We start from the raw sequence: 18,104 nt of genomic DNA on the forward strand, positions 1-18,104 counted from the left end.
AAGGACACCACAAGCGACTCGCATGGATTGGCTCCTCACGATCCCGCTCGCCGTGCGCGTGGCGGTGGTGTTTTTTGCGGCGGCGTCGGTCGCGACCCTGCTCAACGCGGCGACCTACGCCTGGGCGTGGCGGCCCCGACAATTCTCACCGTGGCAGGGCGAGGCCGAGGGCGTCGCCCCGCGCACTTGGGCCGATCGGCTGCCGGTGATCGGCTGGCTGAGATTGCGTCGCGACGCCGCCGTCCTAGGCCGCGGCTATTGGGTGAGGCCGATGCTCGTCGAGGCGCTGTTCGGCGCGGCGCTCGCTTGGCTTTACGCCTTCGAGGTCGACGGGCTCGGATTGATCGTCGAGCAATCGCCCGCCGCCAGGCTCGACCCGGCGCCGCTCGCCTGGGCCACGCACGCCACGTTCGCGGCCCACGCCTTGCTGGCCTGCTTGATGTTAGTCGCCACACTGATCGACATCGACGACAAGATCATCCCCGACGAGGTGACCGTCCCCGGCACGCTCTTGGGTTTGGTGCTGATGACCCTCGCGCCGCTCGCGCTGCCGCCCAACATCCAAGAAAGCGGCGCCCAACCGCCGGCGAGCGTCGAGCTGGCGACCGCCGTGGGGGCGCCGCTGCGCGGCATGGCGGGCGACCCGGTCCGGCTTGTACCGACGCACGTGGCGGCTCCGCGCGTGTGGCCCGAGGCTCTGGCCGGTTTTCCCCAGGGGAGCGGCTCGCTGCTGCTGGGGCTCGGCTGCTACTGGCTGTGGTGCTTCGCGCTCACGACGCGCATCTGGCGCGCCCGCGGCGGCGTGCTGCGTGGGCTCGGGGTGCTGCTGGTGCGGGTCGGCCGCGACCTGCGCAGCACGCCGCTGCGCGAGATCCTGATCGTCGGCTCGCTGCTGATCGCGATGGCGTGGCGCGTCGGCGGCGGGGCGTGGCAGGGGCTGCTCACCGCGCTGGTGGGCATGGTTCTGAGCGGCGGGCTGGTGTGGCTCGTGCGACTGATCGGATCGGCCGCCTTGGGCAAGGAGGCGATGGGCTTTGGCGACGTGACGCTGATGATGATGATCGGCGCGTTCCTCGGCTGGCAGGCGGGGCTGATGATCTTCTTCCTCGCCCCGTTCGCGGGGCTGGTGATCGGCGTGATGCAGCTCGTGCTGCGCCGCGACGACGTGATCCCCTACGGCCCGTTCCTCTGCCTGGCGGCGGCGTTCGTTGTCGTGCGTTGGCCGCACTTGTGGGAGCGGACCGAGCCGCTTTTCGACGCCGGGCCGCTCGTGCCGGTTGTGCTGCTTGTCTGCCTCGTGATGCTAGGCGTGTTGCTCGCTCTTTGGCGTCAGGTGAAGGTGCGGCTGCTGGGAGTGAGCGAGGATTGAGGGCGGCGTTTTTGACCACGCCTCCCGGCGACCGTGGGTCGCCGGCTATAGAGTGGTTTTCGAATTGGTGTGGACGAGCGGGGAAGCGATTGGCGGCGTGGCGAGGAAGCCGAAGCAGGCAATGCGGTGCATTGTCGATGCAGGCTGACGAAGCCATGACGCCGATCGCGAGCCGAGCGTCTACACCTATGAGCAAACCGCTCTAGCCTCACCCCCGACCCCCTTGCCCCTCTCAATGTCTTGGTTTGAGACGATTGCCGACCTCGACGCGGGCACCGAGACGCTCCGCCGGCGGCGGTATGGCGTGATCGAGACCGAGGCGGGCGCCCTGCGGGCGGTCCACCTGCGGCCCTGGCCCAAGTTGCTGTCGCTGCGCGAAGTGCTGCCGCTCGGCGATCGTTATCACGCCACAGGCGAAGGCGATCGCTGCTGGCTGTACTACAACCAGCCGCGTGGGCACTCGAAGTTCCTCGCCCTGAAGTACGTGGTGACGACCCCCGACGCGAAGTACGCCACCTTTCGGGCCGCGCTGAAGGCACTCGACCGCGTGGCCGAGATCAAAAGGTCCGACGCCCTGCTCTGCGACGCGGCGAACCGCCGTCTGAGCGACCGCTTCCTGCAGCGCATGGGCTGGGAGGCCCACGCCCCGCAGTGGGGACGGCGAAACTTTATCCGTCGGTTCTACGGCGATTACCCCGTGCATGGGTGAAATGACCAAGCACCAACTACCTAGGGGTTTGATTCTTCTCTTATTGGTGATTCCAGCGTCTGTGAGCGAACCGATCTACGATCTCGACGACCGGCCCCTGTGCTAGCACGGGCCTTAGGGGGGCGCCGCATCGGGCTTGGTCGGCCGGCGGAGGGCTGCTACTCTTCGCGCGCTGCCCGCTCGCAACCCCCGTTTGTTCGCCACCGCCGTGCCCTTGCGTCTCGCCCACCGAATGCTGCTCGCCGCCGCGCTGCTCCCGATCTTATCGGGTTGCGGGCGGGTCGTGTTCCGGCCCGACGCCGCGCAGCAGGCCCAGGCGCTGCAGATCTCGCCAGAGCAGCAGCGTCTGTTGGCGCAGCAACAACTGGAGCTGCAGCAACGGACCGACGCCCTCGACCGCGACAACCAGGAGCTCGAGTCGCTGCTGGCCCAGTCGCGTCAGCAGGCCCAGCTGCTGAGGGACCAGATCGTCGCCACGCAGGGGCAGCTCAAGGCGACGGCCGACCGGCTGGCCGCCACGCAGCAAGACAATTCGCAACTCAAGCAGAAGACCGAGGCGCTCGTCGCCTCGGTGAGCCAGCCGGCCCAAGAGTACATGCGACCCAACAGCACGCTGATGCGGCCGTTGGAGCTGCGCAATTTGCCGGGCGTCGACGCCCGGCAAGACGGCGACGTGATCCGCGTCGCGCTCTCGAGCGACGAGCTCTTCGCCCCCGGCGGGGCGAGCCTCACCCCCGGCGGCGAGCAGCTCTTGCGCGGCGCGCTCGGCAGTGTGCTCACCGCCTACCCGCAGCACCTGATCGGCATCGAGGGGCACACCGACGGGGCCCCGGTCGCGTCGGCCCACTTCCCGACCAGCCACCACCTGTCGATCGCCCAAGCGACGGCCGTCTACGACGCCGTGCGACGCGGCGCGTCGCTCCCGGCCAACCAGGTCTTCCTGATCGGGCACGGGGCGAACCACCCGCGGGTCTCGAACGCCACCGAGGCGGGCCGCAAGCAGAACCGCCGCATCGAGCTGGTGATCTACCCCGAAACGGCGCCGCTGCGCTAAGACGCAAGGCGGCCAACCTCCCGGCGGCGACGCCGCTCCGGCTGGAGCGGGCGGACCGGCTGCATTACGCTGGTACCCGGGGGGCGCCCGACGACCGCAGGTCCTTGGGCGGCCTCCCCACGTCCCAGCATTCTCTACCCGGTGCGCTGATTTGATCGTCATCATCAACTACGACATGGCCAACCTGCGGAGCGTTCAGAAGGCTTTTGAGCGGGTGGGACAAGAGGCGCAAATCACGTCCGACCCCGATGAGGTGGCCCGCGCCAGCCGTGTGGTGCTGCCGGGCGTGGGAGCGAGCGCTGACGCGTTGGCGGCCCTCCGCTCGCGGGGTCTCGAGGAGCCGATCAAGGCGTTCGTCGCCTCGGGGCGGCCCTTCTTGGGCATCTGCCTCGGCCTGCAGATGCTGTTCGACACGAGTTACGAAGACGGCGTCCACCAAGGCCTGGGGCTGCTGCCAGGCGGTGTGGTGCGGTTCGGCTCGCAGGGCGAGTCCCCTTGGCCTCAAGAGCTGAAAATCCCCCACATGGGATGGAACCAGCTCCGCTTCCCCCCGGCGGCCGACGGCCGCCCCTGCCCGCTGTTCACGGGCGTCGACGAGGGGGCGCACTTCTACTTCGTCCACTCGTACTACGTGGCTCCCGCGGACGACTCGGTGGTCGCCGCCGAGGCCGATTACGGCGGGCCGTTCTGCGCGGCTGTCTGGCGCGACAATCTTTTCGCCACCCAGTTCCACCCCGAGAAGAGCCAGGCCAACGGCCTGCGGGTGCTGCGCAACTTCGCCGAGCTGCCGGTCGTCCAGGGGGCGGCGGGCGTCTAGAGCGTTGGCCGGGTCTGCCCCCGGCTGAGTTCCCATGGGGCGGGGCCCCTTCGGCCACCCCCGTCGGCCGGACCCGCTGACGGTCGTGCGGGTCGTGCGTGTTGATCCGCCGGGATCGCAGAGGAGGTCCGCGCATTCTTGCGCCGGCTTGCGCCCGTCCACAGCGGCGGAGATAGCCTTCAGCAGACTACGGCGCGCGCTGGGCGCGCCGCCTCTGCCCCCCTGCCCCTTTCGGTCTTCCCGATGGAACCCAAGAAGATCCGCCGCAAAATCGAATTCGTTGACCGCGAGGTGCAGGGCGCGTTGGCCCGGCGCCTGATCGGCCACTGGTTCCTTTTTCTTGCCGTGGTGGCGAGCGTGGCGTTCCTGCTGCGTTGGATGAGCGACCCGTTCAAGCCCGTGGGCGAGCACGCCGTCGAGGCGTGGTGGTCGTACGGCCCGATGCTGCTGGCGATCGCCTGCCTTGCGCCGGCGTTTATTTATGACTCGATCCGGTTGAGCAACCGCTTCGCCGGCCCGATTTACCGGCTCCGCACCGCCACGCACAAGCTTGCCGAGGGCGGCGCGCCGGAGAAGATCGAGTTCCGCGGGGCCGACTTCTGGCAAGAGCTGGCGGTCGACTTCAACCGCGTGGTCGACCGGCTGGCCAAGAGCGAGCAGCCCAGCCCCGATAACGACCAGCAGGGCGCAGCCTCGTGATCTCTCTCACTCGCAATCGCCGTAACGCCGGCGCACCCAACCACTCCCGTCGCAGGGGCGCGGCCGCGGCCGAATTCGCCGTCTGTCTGCCGGTGCTGATCCTGCTGCTGATGGGCATGATCGAGGCTTGCTCGATGGTGTTCCTCAAGCAGTCGCTTGCCGTGGCCTCGTACGAGGGCGTCGGCGCAGGCATCCGTCCCGACGCCACGGCCCAGCAGGTGCGGGCCGCTTGCATGCAAGTGCTCAACGACCGCGGGGTCCGCGGCGGCGACGCCCAGATCGACCCGGCCAACCTGGCGGCTCTCGAACCGGGAGAGTTTTTCAACGTCACGGTCACCGCGCCGACCGATCGCAACGGCGTGATCCCGGCCCGCTTTTATCGCGGCATGGTGCTCCGTTCGAGCGCCTCGATGATGAAGGAATTCTGACCCGGTCCGCCCCAAGCGGTCGCCAAACACGCCATGAAGACTCGCCCAAGAAACCCACGCCGCGGAGCCATCCTGGTGCTCGTCGCGGTTCTGATGCCCATCTTCGCGTTGATGGCCGCCTTGGCGGTCGACATCGCGTGGATGCAGCTCGCGCGGACCGAACTGCGCACGTCGACCGACGCCGCCAGCCGGGCCGGGGCCAAGGAGCTGTCGCTCGAACAAAACATCGCCGAGGCCCGCGCGGCCGCCCTCGAGGCCGCCGCACGCAACCCGGTGGCCGGCGCGCCGCTGGTGCTCGACCCGAACGACGTCGTGTTCGGACGCTCGGCGCTGAACGAGCGGAGCGGGAAGTTTGTCTTCACGCCCGGCGCCGCCCCCACTAGTGGCGTGCGGGTGAACGGCCGCCGCACGGCCGATTCGCCCTCCGGGCCGGTCGGGCTGCTGTTCGGGCGGATGCTCAACGTGCCCAACTTCCAGCCGGTCCACACCGCCACCTCCACGGTGCTCGACCGCGACATCTGCGTGGTGATCGACCGCTCCGGCTCGATGGGGCTCGACCTCCGCACCCGCGGCGACCGCAACGGCCAGAACTGCGGCCCGCTCACCACCGACACCCGGTTCTTTGCCTTGGTGCAAGCCGTGGCGGTGTTTGTCGCCGAACTGGACGAGTCCTTGCCGAACGAGCACCTCGCCCTGGCGAGCTACAGCAGCCGCTTCCGCACGCGGTGCCGCAACGGCCTCCTCGATTTCCAACAATCCGACCTGCGGGTCTCGCTCACACCAGACTACTCGGCCGTGAACGTCGAGATGGCGTCGTTCATGGCGAACGGCATCGGCGGCAGCACGGCGGTTGGCGAGGGCCTGCGTGAGGGGATCCGCTCGCTGGCGAACGCCCGACCGTTCGCCGTCAAGACGATCGTGCTGATGACCGACGGCCTGCACAACACGGGCGTGAGCCCGGTGCGAGTGGCCCGCGACGCCGCCGACGCGAACATCACGGTGAACACCGTGTCGTTCAGCCGCGGCGCCGACCAGAACCTGATGCGGCAGGTGGCCGACATCACGGGCGGGCGCCACTTCCACGCCGACACCGCGGCCGACCTGGCCGCGGCGTTTCAGGAGATCGCCCGCACGCTGCCTGTGCTGCTGACAGAATAGTGATGACTCCCCTCCCCTTGATGGGGAGAGGCGGGGGGAGGGGTGAGAACCCTGTTACCCGGGACGCCCCCCTCCCTAGACCTCCCCACCAGGGGGAGGGAATACGCACGACCCTTCGAGCCAATGACGCACACGAAACGACGACCGACGCCCGCACGCCGTGGCGCCACCACGGTGGAGTTCGCCCTCGTGGCGCCGCTGTTCTTCCTGGTGCTGTTCTCGATGTTCGAGTTCACCTGGATGAACGTCATGCGGCACACGGCCGACAACGCCGCCTACGAGGCGGCGCGGAGGGTGATCGTGCCGGGCGCCAATGTCGCCGAGGCCGAAGCCGAGGCGAACCGCCTGCTGCGGATCGTCGGCGCCCGCGACGCCCGGGTGACGGTCGCCCCGCGGACGATCACCCGAGCGACCGAGCGTGTGACCGTGACGGTCGAAATCCCGATGAGCAGCAACGCCTTGGTGGCGCCCAAGTTCACCGGCTCCTCAACAATCCGCGCCGTTTCCACGCAACGCACGCAGCGGGCCAACTCGATCTGACTCTTTTGAACCGCCAAGACGCCAAGGGCGCCGAGACACGCCAGGAAAGGAATCTTAGAACGGGGTGATAGGATCGGGTGACTGCCACCTCATCGCCCCCATAAATCTTTATCAAAGAATGGCTGGCGCTCCTTGGCGTCCTTGGCGTCTTGGCGGTTCCCCTATCAACTGGCCGCTGGACGCGGCCCGCCCGGGCGCCGAGAATGGGCCGCACGCCCTTCCCTCCCGACCCCGCCCGCCGCGCCTGTGAGCATCCCCAAGCCGCCGCCCAAGAAGGCCTTCGTTCGCTCGGCCCCGGCCAAGAAGCCCAAGAAGCGTGAGGTCGTCAGCCGCGACATCACCGGCCGCATGATCCTGCTCGGCACCGGCACGAGCGTTGGCGTGCCCGCGTTGGGTTGCGGGTGCGGCGTTTGCACGAGCGACGACCCCCGCAACAACCGCACACGCTGCAGCGTGGTGCTGGGGCTGCCCGAGGGCAACCTGCTGATCGACACCTCGCCCGACCTGCGGCAGCAACTGCTGCGTGAAGGGATTGGGCTGGTCCACGCCGTGGCCTACACCCACGAGCACGCCGACCACCTGTTCGGGCTGGACGACGTGCGGCTGATGCAGTTTTATCTGAACGGCCCGCTGCCGCTGTACTGCGAGCCGTCGGTCGAGGAGCGGGTTCGCAAGTCGTTCGACTACGCCTTCAAGGAATTGCCCAACCTGCACGCCGGGGCGACGCCCAAGCTGTCGTTCGAGCGCATCGGGCCGGTCAACAAGGACGACCCCAACGGCGGCCGCAAGCCGTTCGAGGTGCTCGGCGGCCGCGTGACGGCGGTCCGCCAGAAGCACGGGCCGAACTTTGTGACGCTCGGCTTCCGCGTCGGCAACGTCGCCTACTGCACGGACGTGAGCGAGATGCCCGCCGAGAGCCAGGAGCACCTCCGCGGGCTCGACGTGCTGGTGCTCGACGCGCTCAGGCCGAAGGGGCACACCACCCATTTTAACATCGAGCAGGCGCTCGCCCTGGTCGATGTCTTAAAGCCGAAGCACGCGTACTTCACGCACATGTCGCACGAGTTGGACCATGAGACCACCTGCGCGTTGCTCCCGGACGGCGTGGATTTGGCGTACGACGGGCAAGTGATCGAGCTGACTTAGAGTGTCGCGACAGATGTTCGCGGTAGCTGATTAGCCGGTGCGCCGGTGTTGGGTTTCCTACGAACCGAGGGCGAACGCCCTGCGTTTGACTGCTATGCCGCCAATGCTACCCGCCCCCCTCGCCGCCGCCGCCGTCTGGAGCCCGCTCCAAGACGTGCTGCTGCTGCTGTTGGCGGCCATGCTCCTGGGCGCTCTTGCCGAGCGTTTCCGCCAGAGCGCGATCGTCGGCTACCTCTTCGCCGGCACGATCGTCGGCCCCAGCATGCTGGGCTGGGTGAGCGACCAGCAGCAGATCTTCTTGATCGCCGAAGTCGGCGTCGCCCTCTTGCTGTTCGTCATCGGGCTGGAGTTCACGCCGCGGAGGCTCTGGGAGCTCGGCCCCAGGACGCTCGCCGTGGGCGTGTTGCAGGTGGTGCTCACCACGGCGATCGGCTACGCCGTTTCGCGTGGGCTCGGGCTGCCGCCGCGTGCGGCGTTCGTCGTCGGCCTGATGCTGACGATGAGCAGCACCGCCTGCGTGTTGAGGCTGCTTTCGGAGCGTGGCGAGACCGACGGCGCCGCCGGCCGCGGGGCGCTCGGCGTGCTCCTGGTCCAGGACGTGGCCGTCGTGCCGATGATGCTCGTCGTGACGGCCATGGCGGGCGTGGCTGGCGAAGCCCCGCCCAGTGTGGCCGCGATCGCCGGCAAGGCGCTGCTGACACTCGCGCTCGGCGTCGCGCTGATCGGCGTGTTCTACGCCGTGTCGAACTACGTGCTGCCCCGCTTGCAGTCGCAGCGGTCGATGCTCCGCAACCGCGACCTGCCGATCTTGCTGGCCGTGGTGCTCGCCCTGGGGTCGGCGTGGGCGGCCTACGAACTGGAGCTGAGCCCCGCCCTGGGGGCGTTCGCCGCCGGCGTGCTGCTGGCGGTCTCGCCTTACGCCGCCCAGATCCGGGCCGACGTGCGGCCCCTTTCCACGGTGCTGATCACGCTGTTCTTCACCGCGATCGGCATGTTCGGCGACCCGCTCTGGCTGCTCGACCACGCCTGGCTCGTGGCGGCGATCGTGGCGGTGCTCGTGCTGCTCAAGCCGCTGGTGATCGCGTTGCTGGCGATCCTCTTCGGCCAGCCAACGCGTTACGCGGTCGCCACCGGATTGGCGCTCGCCCAGGTGGGCGAGTTCTCCTTCGTGCTGGCGACGATCGCCCAGTCGGGCGGCCCGGCCAGCGCGATCCTGTCGGACCAAACCTTCCGGGCGATGGTGTCGGCGACGATCGTCTCGCTGCTGCTCACGCCCTACTTCGTGGCGGCCGGTCCGCGTGTGGGGGCGTGGTGCGCCAAGAGGTTCGGGAGCGGCTGGTCGGGGTCCCTCAAGCCGAGTGAGGCGACCGGCGAAGGAAGCGAGCACGGCGGCGTGCGGCTCTTGATCGTTGGCTTCGGCCCCGCCGGCCAGCGAGTCGCCGAGGGGTTGCTCGACGCGTCGATGCCGCTCGACAGCGTGCCCGGCGTGCCGATCGAGTCATGGCGGCCCGAGGAGATCATGGTGCTCGACATGAACCCGGGCAACATCGCCTCGGCCCGCGGCTACGGGCTGCGCGGCATGGTGGGCGACGCCACGCAGCCCGACGTGCTCGAGCACGCCGGCGTAGGTCGTGTACGTGGCGTGGTGATCGCCGTGCCCGACCACGCCGCCACACGGCAGGTTGTGTACCTCTGCCGCGACCTGGCGCCGGAGGCTCGGCTGGTGGTCCGCTGTCGCTACCACGTTTGGCGCTGGCAGCTGATCATGGCGGGCGCCCACGAGGTGATCGACGAGGAGGACCAGGTCGGCCATCGGCTGGCCGCCGCGGCGCGGCTGACGCTGGCCGATGCGGTCCAGCAGCAAGAGATCCAGCAGCGTCGCGACCCGCCGCACGATGGTTTGCAGAACGCAGATTAGCCGCCGAGATTGGACAAGCTGCTGCCCTGCGTCGCGTTGACCGCGTCGATCACAATCACCACGGCCAGCACCAGCGCGTCGAGCTCGGGCTCGAAGATCTCGATGCCGTAATTGTCTCTGAGCGACCAGACGGTCTTGGCGACGAGGGCGACCGTCTGGCCGCCGCGAGTGATCTCGTAGTTGTATTCGAGCAGCGAGCCACGGACACGCAGGTCCTCGCCCCCCTCCACCTGAACGCTGTATCTCGGCCGGAAGGAAAAGTCGCGCCGCACGAGGGCGTGCGGCTGGCCGTTGCGGAGGATGTCGAACTTCGGCAGGAGCGAGAGCACCCGCTGGCGGATCAAGAGCAGCTCTTCGCCATCGAGGCTCTGCAGCGAGTACTGCGTGCGGATCGCAATGGCCTTTCCCACGGCGTGGAGCACCGGCTCGCCCGATTCGTCCAAGATGTCGAACCGCCCACGCAGGCTCATCAACCGCTGTTTGATCTGGTAGCGCATCGCAAACTCCTAGGGGTGCTAAATTCTCAGGCGATTCGCCACGGGGGCGGCGATCTTGCCCCGGCGCCCACACTCCCAAACCGCCCTCCGAATTGCTAGACTGGTCGCTCATTCAGCAATAAAACGCAAGAAATTCTCCGACCAAGTCGGGTCGGAGACGCTGCCCCACCAACCCGTTTTCCTCCCCCTGCCCTTCCCTCCACGTCTATGGCCCCCAACCAAAAATACATCTACCAGATCGCCGGCCTCACCAAGAAGCACGGCCAGCGCGAGGTGCTCAAGGAGATCGATCTGGCGTTCTACCCCGGCGCCAAGATCGGCGTGCTGGGCCGCAACGGCGCCGGCAAGAGCACGCTGCTGCGCATCATGGCGGGCGTCGACAAGGAGTTCGAGGGCAAGGCGGCGCTCGCCGAAGGGTTCACGGTCGGCATGCTCAGCCAGGAGCCCCAGCTCAACCCCGACAAGGACGTGATGGGCAACGTCATGGAGGCGGTGGCCGAGACCCAGTCGATGGTCGACGAGTACAACGATTCGTGGAACAAGATGGCCGAGGTGGCCGACGACGAGGCGGCCACGGCCAAGCTGATGGCCCGCCAGGCCGAGCTCCAAGACAAGATCGACGCCGCCAATGCCTGGGAGTTGGAGCGGCAGGTCGAGGTCGCGATGACCGCCATCAACCTGCCGCCAGGCGACGCCGACGTCACCAAGCTCTCGGGCGGCGAGAAGCGCCGCGTCGCGCTCTGCCAAATCTTGCTGCGCAAGCCCGACCTGCTGCTGCTCGACGAGCCGACGAACCACCTCGATGCCGAGAGCATCTTGTGGCTCGAGCGGCACCTGGCCGAGTACGCCGGCACGATCGTCGCGGTGACCCACGACCGCTACTTCCTCGACAACGTGGCGCAGTGGATCCTCGAGATCGAGTTCGGCCGCTGCATCCCGTTCGAGGGGAACTACACGAGCTGGCTGGAGCAGAAGGCCAAGCGGCTTGAGCAGGACGAGAAGAAGAAGTCGGCACGCCAGAAGACCCTTACCAAAGAACTCGAGTGGATCCGCAGCTCACCCAAGGCGCGGCAGACGAAGAACAAGGCCCGCATCAGCTCGTACGAGAAGATGGTGGCCGAGGAATTCGAAGAACGCTCCGAGGAGCTCGAGATCCAGATCCCGCCCGGCCCGCGGCTGGGCGATCAGGTGGTCGAGGCGGTGAACCTGTCGAAGAGCTTTGGCGACAACCTGATCTTCGAGAACGTGAACTTCCGCCTGCCGCCGGGCGGCATCGTCGGCATCATCGGCCCCAACGGCGCCGGCAAGACGACGCTGCTCAACATGCTGATGAGCAAGGAGGAACCGACCAGCGGTCAGCTCACCTTCGGCCCCACCGTGGCCCTGGGCTACGTCGACCAGTCGCGTGACCACCTCGACCCGGACAAGACCGTGTGGCAGGAGATCTCCGACGGCCTGGACGTCATTGAGATGGGCAAGAAGCAGGTCAACAGCCGGGCGTACGTCGCGAAGTTCAATTTCCAGAAGGCCGACCAGCAGAAGAAGGTCGGCGTGCTTTCGGGCGGTGAACGCAACCGCGTCCACCTCGCCAAGCTGCTCCGCGGCGGCTCGAACGTGCTGCTCCTCGACGAACCGACGAACGACCTCGACGTCGACACGCTGCGTGCCTTGGAAGAGGCCGTCGCCACGTTCGTCGGCTGCGCGGTGGTAGTGAGCCACGACCGCTGGTTCCTCGACCGCCTGGCGACGCACATCCTCGCCTTCGAGGGCGACGGCTACGTCCACTACTGCGAGGGCAACTTCCAGGTCTACGAAGAGCAACGCCGCGAGCGGATGGGCGAAGACGGCGACGAGCCGCGCCGCTTCAAGTACAAGAAGCTGGCGTAGGGTTAGTTCTTTCTCAAGTGGCAAATGGCTCTCATGGTCCCCTGGGTAGAAAGACCCGCGATTGGCGTGGACTACGACCTGCCTCGATCTGTCCGCTACTTGGAGATGCAGCGTATCATTGGGAGCGAGACACGCGACCTGCTCGACGCCGTGCGTGCTGAGAACCCCACCGTAAGCCGATGGCTCAGATTGTTTGCAAGCGTGATCGACGCGCGGACGATTTGGCGCCACCACCGTGAGGCGGTTGCGTTATCGCGTGTCATAGGCGTCGACTGGCGCGAGCTGATGCTCGCCGCCGTATCGTACGAGTATGTCATCGGAATGTTCGCTTGCTCGACCGTGGCTATAGCGACGGAACACGGTCCTATGATCGCACGCAATATGGATTGGTGGCCTGAGCGTGAGCTCGCAAGAGCGAGTTATGTTTTCTGCCACTTCCGAGGGCAGCATACTTATTACTCCGCCAGCTGGCCCGGGGCCCTTGGTGTCGTCACTGGGATGACGGAAAACTTTGCTCTCGCCATGAACGCGGTTGGCTCGCCTGAAGGGGTTCGTCGCACCGGCTACCCGGTGATGCTCTTTCTGAGACGAGTTCTTGAAAAGGCGCGTAGCTTTGAGCAGGCTGTCGAATGGCTCTGCCGCCAACGGCTTGCTGCAAGCTGTTTGGTGACCGTAGTCGGCGACAAGAACCACGAGCGTGTGTGCGTCGAGCGTACCCCAACTAAGGCAGTAGTTCGACGCCCTGCGGGTGAAGACCCGTTGGTTACCACAAACAGTTACCAGAAGATGGATGCTGATTCAGCGGGCCTTGCCAACACGCTACTACTTACTAGTTGCAGCCGCCGAGAGGCACTTGAGGAACTAGCCAGGCAGTTAGGAGGCGCCCCCGCCGACGAAGCGTTGCTCTACACGCTTACCGACGGCCGGGTTCAGCAGCGTATCACGAGTCAGCACGTGCTCATGCGGCCTGCGACTTTCGATTTCCGGTTGTTTGTCCCAAGAAACCTTCTTGAGTCCGACGACTTGATCGAGTAGTTTCCCGCCCCACGAAGAACTTCACTGAATACAGGAGCTAACAACACCATGGCGACCGCACGCGTCGGATCGACGAAAGACTACGCCGAGGGCTGGGACAAGATCTTCAGCGGAGGCAAGAAGAAGACCGCCAAGAAGGCAGCCCCCAAGAAGGCCGCCGCCAAAAAGAAAGCGTCTCCTAAGAAGAAAAAGGCGAAGAAGCGCTGATCCCCGCGGTCACCTCTTCGGCTTGCGGCAGACGAACACGCTCTGCCGAGGCCCGAGCTTGTAGTCGCCGTAGCGGCGCCGCGTGCCCCCCTTGAAGCCCGTCTCGCGTAGCCAGTTGGCCATCTCCTTGCGCGTGAAGAGCTTGAGCCTATGGGTCTCTTGATCGCGCCGGAAACGCTCCTTGCCCGCGCGGCGGAACGTGGTGATGTGGCGGACCAGGCGGCTGGGGGTTTCCTCGGCGCGCGAGTGGCAGAACCAATCCTCGCCCGACCGCACGCGGTCGACGCTCGGCAACTCCCTGTCGGGCGGGTGCCGCACGTCGAACACGAACAGCCCGCCCGGCTTGAGCGCCTTGAAGACACGCTTGATCGTCCGCCGCATCTTCGGGCCGCTGTTGAGGTAGTTGAGCGGCTCGCCGAGGCTGGTCACGGCGTCGCACTCCGGCAACTCGACCTCGTCGAACGAGCCGGTGACGATCTTCGCCTTCGGCGCCGCCTTCTTGGCGAGGCGCGTCATCGCTTCGGAGGCATCGACGCCCCACGCCTCGTAGCCCTGCTTGTTGAGGTGCGCAAGCCACTGCCCGCCGCCGCAACCCAAATCGACCACGAGGCCACCCTCGGGCACGCCCGCCTCGCCGAACCAGTCGAGCACCGACGGCGCGGCGCCCTCCCAGTGGAAGCCGTACCCATCGACGTGGATTTGGGCGAGGTCTTGACGGTAGAGGTCGGCGGGGGTTTTCTTCGCTTGTCGCGTCATCAAAACTCCTCAAAAAGGCGTCGCGTGTAAAACAGCGAGCCCCCGACGTGAGTCGGGGGAGTTATTGGCGCGCCGCATGCGCGCTGCACGCAACTCGCCCGACTCACGTCGGGGGCTCGCCATTGGGTTGTTTGGGGGCGTTGGTGGCTGCGATCACGCCCGGCCCAAGAACTCGTGGGTGCGGGTGTCGACCTTGATGACCTCGCCCTCGGCGAGGTACTCGGGCGCTTGCACCTGGGCGCCGGTCTCTAGCGTGACGGGCTTCGTGCGGCCGGTGGCCGAGTTGCCCTTCACGCCGGGGTCGCATTGGGCGATCTTCAGCTCCACAGTGGCGGGCAGGTTGATGCCCACGCACTCGTCGTTGTAGATCAGCGCCAGGATCCCCTGGAGCCCCTCGCTGACGTACTGCATCTCGTCGGCCACGTCGTCGGCGGCGATCGAGTACTGCTCGAACGTCTCGGTGTCCATGAAATGGACCTGGCCCGGCTCGGTGTACATGAGGTTCACCTCACGCTTCTTGAAGTCGGCGTCTTCGAGGCCCTCGGTCCCCTTGAGCGTGATGTCGACCTTGTTCTTCGTGACCAGGTTGCGAGCACGGAACTTGTAGATCGTCGCGCCGCCTCGGGCCGAGGGGGATTGCACGTTGATCGTCTCGATGAGGCAGGGCGCCCCGTTTTGGACGACGATCGTGCCGGTTTTGATGTCTTTGGCGAGCATGCGGTTAGAGCAGTAGAGGGAGTAGAGCAATAGAAAGGGGGTAAACGGGGTCGAGACGTGTGGAGAGAATCGGATGGGAGTCCCCTGGCGGAGAGACGCCTATCCTTACTGCTCTCCTCACTCCTGCTCTCGCGTTTAGACCAAGATTTCACCCGTTGTCGGGTCGATTGGCAAGCCGCCGGTGAGCTTGGCGAGGGCCTCGACCACCGTGATCAGACTCGCCGGGTCGAGCCCGCCGACGGCGAACTCGGCGCCGCCGTCCAGGTCGCCCATGTCGTCGGCAAAGTCGTCGCCCCCGCCGGCCTCCCAGCCGGAGTCGCCGGCCGACGTCACCCGCTCGAAGTGCATCACGTCGAGCCGGGCGTCGGCGCGAAAGAGCCGGGCCACCAGGTCGCCGTCGGCGTCGCGGTCAACGCGTTTGGCGAGGTCGAGGCTCTGCTCGATCACGGCGTCGCCCGCCTCGTAGCTCACCTCGAGCGCCGCGTTGTCCTCGGGCGCTTGGACCAAGAGCGAGTCGAACAGCCCTTCGTCGTCGGCCTGGGCGCGCTCGAACGTCATCCCGCCGCCGGCCGAGTCGAGCGCTTTCTGGACGTCGGCGAGCGTCGGCCGCTCGTTCCGCTGGAAGAAAATATAATAGGTCTCACGCCAGTCGAGCTGCTCGCCCCCTTCGGCGCCGCCGGCGGAGTTCTCGTCGGCCCCGAAATCGAGGTCGCCGGCCTCGAGCCCGTCGCTCTCGGGGCTGTTCACGGCGAGGTTGTCGCCGTCCAGATCGTCGCTGAGATCGCCGACGATGTCGTCGCCCTCGGGCTCGGCAAACGGATCGGTCTCCGAGAACCCATCGCCGAGGCCATCGAGCTCGTTGAAATCGTCTGGTTCATCGTCGTCGAACCCGTAGGGATCGTCGTCGCCGTGCATGGCGTGGGCCTCCTGAAAATCGACTCGCAGCGTCGTGTGAGAGAGCGACGCACCTGCGACCAATCTTAACCCCAATCGGGCTGCTGTACACGGTTGGGAGAAGGGCCAAGCCCTGCGGCGGCGCGGCGGCGGCCGTCTTGGCCGGGGGGCCAGGGCATTGGTCATTCCGCGGCTAGCCGATCTCGGCAATTCGGCCCGCGGGGTCGCCTCACCAGTTACGCCCCTCGTCGCCTCCACCAAGCCCCCCCTGCCACGACTCGAGCTTGGCGAGTAGCTCTTCGTGCTCGGGCGCCTTGGCCCAGACCGACTCTTCCTGCTCGAGGCGGACCTCGTAGGACCCCTCACGCAGGCAATCCTCTTCGCCACAGTAGTGCGGCGTAGCGGCAACCCACATCACGCGGTAAAGCGGCACGTGTTTGTCGTCGATGCGGCAGAGGATGCTCATAAGAAGATGGCAGAGGTAGATGGCAGTAGTGTGACGCAGCTAAAAAACGGACGGCTCCGCGGCGAATAGGCGGAGAGCCGTGCGGCAACGACGCCAATTATGGCCGCGGCGGCTCGATTAGGCCAGCTCCGCCGAGCGTCGGGCCGCGGCCGTGACGGCTTCGACCAGCGCGGAGCGCAAGCCGTTCTTCTCGAGCTCGGCCAGGCCGGCGATCGTGGTGCCGCCGGGGCTGGTAACGGCGTCGCGCAGTGCGGCGGGGTGCTCGCCCGTCTGCAGCACCATCTGGGCGGCGCCCGCCACGGTGCGCGCCGCCAGGTCGGCCGCCAACGCGCGTGGCAGCCCGGCGCGGACCCCCCCGTCGGCGAGCGATTCGATCACCGTGTAAATGAACGCCGGGCCCGAGCCCGAGAGGCCCGTGACGGCGTCGAGCAACGGCTCGGCCACCTCGTGGGCGGCGCCGACGGCGCCGAGCAACTCGGCGACCCGGCCGCCGTGTTCCGCCGTGGCCGCCGATCCTAGCGCGTAGGCGCACGCCCCGCTGCCTACCAGGCATGGCGTGTTGGGCATCACCCGCACCACTGGCACGCCGTCGCCGGCGGCCGCTTCGATCTTGCGCAGCGTCGTGCCGGCGGCGATCGAGACAACCAGCTTCTTGGCGTCGAGCGACTTCCGTACTTCGGCGAGCACCGACTCGACGTACTGCGGCTTGGTCGCCACAAATAGCACGTCCGATTCTTGGGCAACCTGCGTGTTGCTCTCTCGGCCGGCGCCCTTGCCGAATAGGTCAGCGAAGTAGGCGAGGGCCTCGGCCGAGGGGTCGCTGGCGCGGAGGCCATCGGCGCCGACCAAGCCGGCGGAGACGAAGCCTTTGGCGAGGGCCTGGGCCATGCGTCCGGCGCCGATGAATCCGATGGTTTGCTGGGGCATGTGGCGGCGATCTCGGTGGAGAGGGAGCGGAACCGGTCGGGGCGTGCTAGCTGGCGGCCCCGAGCTGCAAGCGACCATGCTACGACAGCAAGGCGTCCGCGACCAAGGGCGTAGCGACCAGCCCCGGCTGGCCAGCCCTCTTGCCGGCGGATTGCCGGGGACTGGCGGCAGCCGGCGATCCGCCTGGACGCCCGGCGGGGCTTTTGACAAACTCCCCCCGCGCACGCCGGAAAATCGTGCGCGAATCGGCCCCCAATTCCCAACCCGTTTTCGGAGGCGGTGAGAAAATGCGCCACGCCAACGAATCCCGTTTTGCCCTTTCTGCTTTGAGCGTCGCCATGCTGGCGGCTCTCGGCACATGCCTGCCCGCCCACGCCGCCGAGGCGGCGCCCGCCGCGTCGAGCGACTCGGGCACGATGGTCGATACGCCGGCGTTCAAGCTCGGCTGGCCCGAGATCAAGATGCCCAAGCTCAATTGGAAGCCGGGCTGGGGGGGCGAAGCCGACCCCACCAAGCCAGCCGCGGCGAACCCTTTCACGACCGCCGTGGAGCGCGTCAGCACGGCCAGCCAACAAGCGATGGCCGGCGCCCGCAACGGTTGGAACCAGGCGTTCGACAAGCTGCGGACGACCTCGACGGATGCGGCCCCGCGCTCGAAGGAGCCCGAGGGGCCCGGTTTCTGGGCCCGCTTGTTCACTCCGCCCGAAGAGCCGCAGCAGGCTCGGACCGTCTCGGAGTTCATCGCGCAAGACCGTCCCGGCACGTACCGGTAGGCCGCAGGACCCGCTGGGACAAGGAGCCCTGCAAGCCAAGGTTCCTGGCCGTGAGCAACGTCGCGAGCGACCAGCCGCTGGTTTGCCGCCCCCCGCAGAGGGGCGTA

General features: G+C 67.2%; 20 protein-coding genes. 14 read left to right on the plus strand and 6 right to left on the minus strand.

Annotated features, from left to right (window positions below):
* The first annotated feature begins 22 nt into the window (after nt 1-22).
* The 10 genes from Mal64_RS18045 (at nt 23) to Mal64_RS18090 (ending at nt 9,838) form a co-directional block, all read left to right on the plus strand.
* The gene (locus Mal64_RS18045) at nt 23-1,369 is read left to right on the plus strand and encodes a prepilin peptidase (RefSeq protein WP_146402940.1); all 1,347 of its coding nucleotides are present in this window, start codon (nt 23-25) and stop codon (nt 1,367-1,369) included.
* Between the two features lie 235 nt (nt 1,370-1,604).
* Nucleotides 1,605-2,078 carry a hypothetical protein gene (locus Mal64_RS18050; protein ID WP_146402942.1) on the plus strand — a complete coding sequence of 158 codons (474 nt, stop codon included), beginning with the start codon at nt 1,605-1,607 and terminating at the stop codon, nt 2,076-2,078.
* 193 nt (nt 2,079-2,271) lie between these two features.
* On the plus strand, nt 2,272-3,132 hold the full coding sequence (locus tag Mal64_RS18055; protein ID WP_197525869.1) for an OmpA/MotB family protein: 861 nt from the start codon (nt 2,272-2,274) through the stop codon (nt 3,130-3,132).
* 151 nt (nt 3,133-3,283) lie between these two features.
* Nucleotides 3,284-3,949: an imidazole glycerol phosphate synthase subunit HisH gene (hisH, locus tag Mal64_RS18060; protein WP_146402946.1), complete on the plus strand. Its 666-nt coding sequence runs from the start codon at nt 3,284-3,286 to the stop codon at nt 3,947-3,949.
* A gap of 243 nt (nt 3,950-4,192) precedes the next feature.
* Nucleotides 4,193-4,648 carry a hypothetical protein gene (locus Mal64_RS18065; RefSeq protein WP_146402949.1) on the plus strand — a complete coding sequence of 152 codons (456 nt, stop codon included), beginning with the start codon at nt 4,193-4,195 and terminating at the stop codon, nt 4,646-4,648.
* Nucleotides 4,645-5,076: a TadE/TadG family type IV pilus assembly protein gene (locus Mal64_RS18070; protein WP_146402951.1), complete on the plus strand. Its 432-nt coding sequence runs from the start codon at nt 4,645-4,647 to the stop codon at nt 5,074-5,076. Before Mal64_RS18065 ends, Mal64_RS18070 begins: the two co-directional genes overlap by 4 nt.
* A 33-nt stretch (nt 5,077-5,109) precedes the next feature.
* A complete protein-coding gene (locus tag Mal64_RS18075) occupies nt 5,110-6,234 on the plus strand; it encodes a vWA domain-containing protein (RefSeq protein WP_146402954.1) in 1,125 nt (374 codons plus the stop codon).
* Nucleotides 6,235-6,357: 123 nt separating this feature from the next.
* Complete coding sequence (locus Mal64_RS18080) at nt 6,358-6,774, plus strand: TadE/TadG family type IV pilus assembly protein (RefSeq protein ID WP_146402956.1); 417 nt, start codon at nt 6,358-6,360, stop codon at nt 6,772-6,774.
* Between the two features lie 246 nt (nt 6,775-7,020).
* On the plus strand, nt 7,021-7,920 hold the full coding sequence (locus Mal64_RS18085) for an MBL fold metallo-hydrolase (protein WP_391570439.1): 900 nt from the start codon (nt 7,021-7,023) through the stop codon (nt 7,918-7,920).
* A 103-nt stretch (nt 7,921-8,023) separates the two neighbouring features.
* Complete coding sequence (locus Mal64_RS18090) at nt 8,024-9,838, plus strand: cation:proton antiporter (protein ID WP_197525870.1); 1,815 nt, start codon at nt 8,024-8,026, stop codon at nt 9,836-9,838.
* On the opposite strand, the gene Mal64_RS18095 is transcribed toward Mal64_RS18090, so the two are convergent.
* On the minus strand, nt 9,835-10,335 hold the full coding sequence (locus tag Mal64_RS18095; RefSeq protein WP_146402960.1) for an LURP-one-related/scramblase family protein: 501 nt from the start codon (nt 10,333-10,335) through the stop codon (nt 9,835-9,837). The two genes, Mal64_RS18090 and Mal64_RS18095, sit on opposite strands and share 4 nt — an antisense overlap.
* A gap of 207 nt (nt 10,336-10,542) precedes the next feature.
* Between Mal64_RS18095 and ettA the strand changes: the two genes are divergently transcribed.
* The 3 genes from ettA to Mal64_RS19985 all read left to right on the plus strand — a co-directional run bounded on the left by ettA (nt 10,543) and on the right by Mal64_RS19985 (nt 13,464).
* Entirely contained in the window at nt 10,543-12,222 is a 1,680-nt protein-coding gene (gene ettA / locus Mal64_RS18100; RefSeq protein WP_146402962.1) for an energy-dependent translational throttle protein EttA, read from the plus strand.
* Nucleotides 12,223-12,288: 66 nt separating this feature from the next.
* Nucleotides 12,289-13,257: a C45 family autoproteolytic acyltransferase/hydolase gene (locus Mal64_RS18105; protein ID WP_197525871.1), complete on the plus strand. Its 969-nt coding sequence runs from the start codon at nt 12,289-12,291 to the stop codon at nt 13,255-13,257.
* Nucleotides 13,258-13,305: 48 nt separating this feature from the next.
* Nucleotides 13,306-13,464 carry a hypothetical protein gene (locus Mal64_RS19985; RefSeq protein WP_197525872.1) on the plus strand — a complete coding sequence of 53 codons (159 nt, stop codon included), beginning with the start codon at nt 13,306-13,308 and terminating at the stop codon, nt 13,462-13,464.
* Nucleotides 13,465-13,473: 9 nt separating this feature from the next.
* Here Mal64_RS19985 and Mal64_RS18110 read toward each other — a convergent pair whose 3' ends face one another.
* From Mal64_RS18110 to proC, 5 genes are all read right to left on the minus strand, one after another.
* Nucleotides 13,474-14,220: a class I SAM-dependent methyltransferase gene (locus Mal64_RS18110; protein ID WP_146402966.1), complete on the minus strand. Its 747-nt coding sequence runs from the start codon at nt 14,218-14,220 to the stop codon at nt 13,474-13,476.
* Between the two features lie 153 nt (nt 14,221-14,373).
* On the minus strand, nt 14,374-14,967 hold the full coding sequence (locus Mal64_RS18115) for an elongation factor P (RefSeq protein ID WP_231993840.1): 594 nt from the start codon (nt 14,965-14,967) through the stop codon (nt 14,374-14,376).
* A gap of 105 nt (nt 14,968-15,072) precedes the next feature.
* Complete coding sequence (locus Mal64_RS18120) at nt 15,073-15,852, minus strand: hypothetical protein (RefSeq protein WP_146402968.1); 780 nt, start codon at nt 15,850-15,852, stop codon at nt 15,073-15,075.
* A 208-nt stretch (nt 15,853-16,060) separates the two neighbouring features.
* Nucleotides 16,061-16,297 carry a hypothetical protein gene (locus tag Mal64_RS18125; RefSeq protein WP_146402970.1) on the minus strand — a complete coding sequence of 79 codons (237 nt, stop codon included), beginning with the start codon at nt 16,295-16,297 and terminating at the stop codon, nt 16,061-16,063.
* A gap of 117 nt (nt 16,298-16,414) precedes the next feature.
* On the minus strand, nt 16,415-17,224 hold the full coding sequence (gene proC, locus Mal64_RS18130; RefSeq protein WP_146402972.1) for a pyrroline-5-carboxylate reductase: 810 nt from the start codon (nt 17,222-17,224) through the stop codon (nt 16,415-16,417).
* Nucleotides 17,225-17,562: 338 nt separating this feature from the next.
* On the opposite strand from proC, the gene Mal64_RS18135 reads away from it, so the two are divergent.
* Complete coding sequence (locus tag Mal64_RS18135) at nt 17,563-17,997, plus strand: hypothetical protein (RefSeq protein ID WP_146402974.1); 435 nt, start codon at nt 17,563-17,565, stop codon at nt 17,995-17,997.
* Nucleotides 17,998-18,104 lie beyond the last annotated feature (107 nt).

Origin of the sequence: Pseudobythopirellula maris, from assembly GCF_007859945.1 — a bacterium.
Taxonomy (GTDB): Bacteria; Planctomycetota; Planctomycetia; order Pirellulales; family Lacipirellulaceae; genus Pseudobythopirellula; species Pseudobythopirellula maris.